The organism is Bacteroides propionicifaciens DSM 19291 = JCM 14649, assembly GCF_000375405.1.
Taxonomy (GTDB): Bacteria; Bacteroidota; Bacteroidia; order Bacteroidales; family Bacteroidaceae; genus Bacteroides_E; species Bacteroides_E propionicifaciens.
Genome location: NZ_AQWS01000063.1, coordinates 1 through 3,414, shown reverse-complemented (window position 1 = coordinate 3,414; position 3,414 = coordinate 1). Strand labels below are relative to the sequence as shown.

Below are 3,414 nucleotides of genomic sequence, written 5' to 3'. Positions count from 1 at the left end.
AAATCAGTTCCTAATTATTTACAAAGAAAGGGTCAGGCTATAACAATAACCCAACCCAAGCTTAATTTACTTACACACTTCCTGAGACAGTGTCCTTTAATTGTTAGAATACATCAAAATAACACCAAGTAAGGTAAATCCTTACTTGGTGTTATTCTTTTTATTTAAGTTGAATTACAGTGTACTTAATAAGACAGTTTGACTCCTGCTCCCCACTGCATATCGTTACTCCAACTTCCCGTGATACCAATGTAAGGCGTTAGTATATAACTAAGTGCAACACGATATCCCTTATCACTATTGGCCATTAAGTCCATTCTCAACCTACTGATTAGCGGGATATCCTCTCGTTCTAACTGCAATCTAGCCTTACCATACATATTAAAACGAGCATCTAGCACAACAAACCAAGGCAAAGTATATCTTACTCCAGCTACAGCATAGATACGTCTATTAGTTTGCCACTGACTAAAGATATTGCGTTCATCTAAACCTTTTTTATACGACCACTCTAAGCCGACATAAGGCATAAACCATTGCATACAATCAAGATATCGCCCAGCCCGAAGACTAGTTTCCCAACCTCGCTTGCTCTCATAGCCAAGCTGCCACTCTCCTTGTAAAACCCAACGTGTATTCTCATATTGGAACTTCCCAACATTGCCATTGAACAGAAACTCATTTTTTGCAGCAAAATAGAACTCCTTATCCATAGCATAGACTTTCTTTAAATCCTTCTCTTTATTGGGAATCTGAGGATTAGGTAAAGAGTTTTCGTATTCAAATATCTCCCCCATCCCAGACATCATATGATAGAGAATATGGCAATGAAAAAACCAGTCACCCGTATGCTCTGAAGCACTAAACTCAAGGGTATCGGTTTCCATAGGCATAATATCAATCACGGTTTTTAAAGGAGAATAGTCACCGTGTTGGTTAACCACTCTAAAAAAATGACCGTGAAGATGCATCGGGTGACGCATCATCGAGTTATTACGCAAGATGATACGGATGTTTTCACCCTGCTTTATCAAAATCTTATCGTGCTCGGATAGTGTTTTATTGTCTATAGACCAAACATAACGTTCCATATTGCCTGTAAGATCGAAATGAAGTTCGCGCCACGGCTTATCATCGGGTAGATTAGTCTTACCAGGCGAACGCAACATTGCATAGTTTAAGGATACGATCTGACTATCATCGGCCATAGGCATTGTCATATTATGTCCCATATTCATTGAAATGTCCTCACCGTGCCCCTCGTGCTTACCATGATCACCATTACCAACGCGTTCAGAGACTGGATACATATTTTCGTAAAAGTCCATCTGCTGCAAACTCATATCCATAGGTTCCATGTTACCACGCATATCCATCATTGTGTTCATTGACTGCATCCCAGCAAACAGATTGAGTTTACCCATGGGGGCTAACGGCATTTTATGTCCCTCACCCAACCAGAGTTGAGCAAATCCTGTACGATCTTCGGCTGTTGCCGAAAACTCATACGACATACCACTTTGAGGAATGGTCAGTTCGATATCAAAGGACTCTGAAACTGCAATTAGTGCACGATCGACCTCAACAGGAACGACATCCTTTCCATCGCTAGCTATAATCTTCATCATTCCACCCGAATACCTCAGCCAAAAATTGGTCGACGAAGCACCGTTTATCACTTTCAATCGAATCTTATCCCCAGCCTTGTACTTAGCTAACGCAATCTCCTCTTTCCCATTAATCAAGAAGTTATTATAATAGACATCGCTGACATCCATGGCCGACATACGCTTCCATTCATTGAGAAATTTAGTACCCAAATAACCACTACGGAAAGCTTCCCAATAGCTTTGCGTACTTTTCTTTTTGATACCAGCCCAATCTGAACCAGTCTTCAACCACCGCATCACCTCATTGGGATTTGTATCGGTCCAATCACTCAACATAATGACCTCTGTTGGCAACATGTCTTCGGCTCTAATCGTGGGGTCACCTTTCTTTTTGTCAATAATCAATGCCCCATATACTCCCGACTGTTGTTGTGTTCCACTGTGAGAATGATAAAAATAAGTCCCATTTTGAACTATAGGATAGGTGTAGGTATGAACCTGGCCTGGAAAAGTAGGTGCTGTAGTTAAGTAAGGAACACCATCTTGCTCAACAGGCACGATTAAACCATGCCAATGCATAGTAGTTTCACCTTTCGTACGATTATGAACTCGGATTACGGCAGAATCACCTTCGGTGAAATGCAAGGTAGGTCCTGGGATTTGTCCATTAATAGCCAAAGCTTTACGTTTCTTTCCCGAAAAATCGACAATAGTATCATGAACTACTAAATCGTACTCTACAACTTTCCGTTTTTGAGCAAATGTGTTTGCACTGAAAAGTAATAATACAAAAGCCATCGGCTTTATCAGTTTTAGGTTTATCATAGTTATAATGTGTTAGGTTGATACTCTACATAGCGTACTATATAACTTATAAACAGACTACTAACCACCAATGTTTTGACTAAAATCCACTGCTTATCTTTACTAACTAATTCGTAAATCAATACGGATAGGGCACGTTACTCTATCCCTAAAACAGTTCAACGCATATCTCTTGGAAACATCTAAAGTTCAATATGTTGAATAACATATATAGAATGTAAACTTTAACTAAAAACTCATGGTTTATATTATAAACTACTTTATATTAGCGAGTAGTTCATCAAATAAGAACTTATAACTTAAACTTTACGATTATGAAAAAGAATCTGACACATGAGGAAAGCCTTACTATCATTCAGGAAATGATTGGTACGGCGCGAGGTAATTTATATTTGGGTGGTGGAAAGTTTTTTTTGCTGTGGGGGTATCTTATCGCCTTGGCTAGCCTATTCCACTTTTGTATACTTATGTTTACACCAGCTAAAACTAGTTTTATAGGCTATTTTTGGATAGCAACAACAATAATTGGCTTTATCATTTCTTTCTACATGGGATACAGAGATCGAAAAAAAGCACTAGTCAAAACAATAGCATCAACACTTAATACTAAGATTTGGATGGGCTTTGGTGTTTGCGTAGTACTTATACTTTTTTCTCCAATCATCCAAAACAACTGGTTTATTTACCCAGCCATTTCGACGGTATATATTTATGCTTTATACCTATCTGTAGCTATCTATAGGTTTAAGGAGATGAGAAGTTTGGTACTTATATGCCTAATTTGTCTTCTACTTTATAGCTATCTTCCATTCATTTATTATCCTTTGGTTATGGCAGCAATCATGTTTTTTGGTAATATTATGCCTGGACACATTATTAGATCNAAAACAAAAAAGAATAAATATGTTTGAAACACTAGACCCTCTACTCCACTCACAGCTTAGATTAGCTATCATGTCTATTCTATTATCAGTAGAGG

At 38.3% G+C, this 3,414-nt stretch carries 1 protein-coding gene and 1 pseudogene; one reads left to right on the top strand and one right to left on the bottom strand.

All coding sequences use genetic code 11. The features are described from left to right. Positions 1-185: 185 nt before the first annotated feature. Complete coding sequence (locus tag B091_RS0111450; RefSeq protein ID WP_018110132.1) at positions 186-2,408, bottom strand: multicopper oxidase domain-containing protein; 2,223 nt, start codon at positions 2,406-2,408, stop codon at positions 186-188. Positions 2,409-3,338: 930 nt separating this feature from the next. On the opposite strand from B091_RS0111450, the pseudogene B091_RS12895 reads away from it, so the two are divergent. Beyond that, positions 3,339-3,414, top strand: a pseudogene (locus B091_RS12895) (transcriptional regulator); the annotation flags it as partial.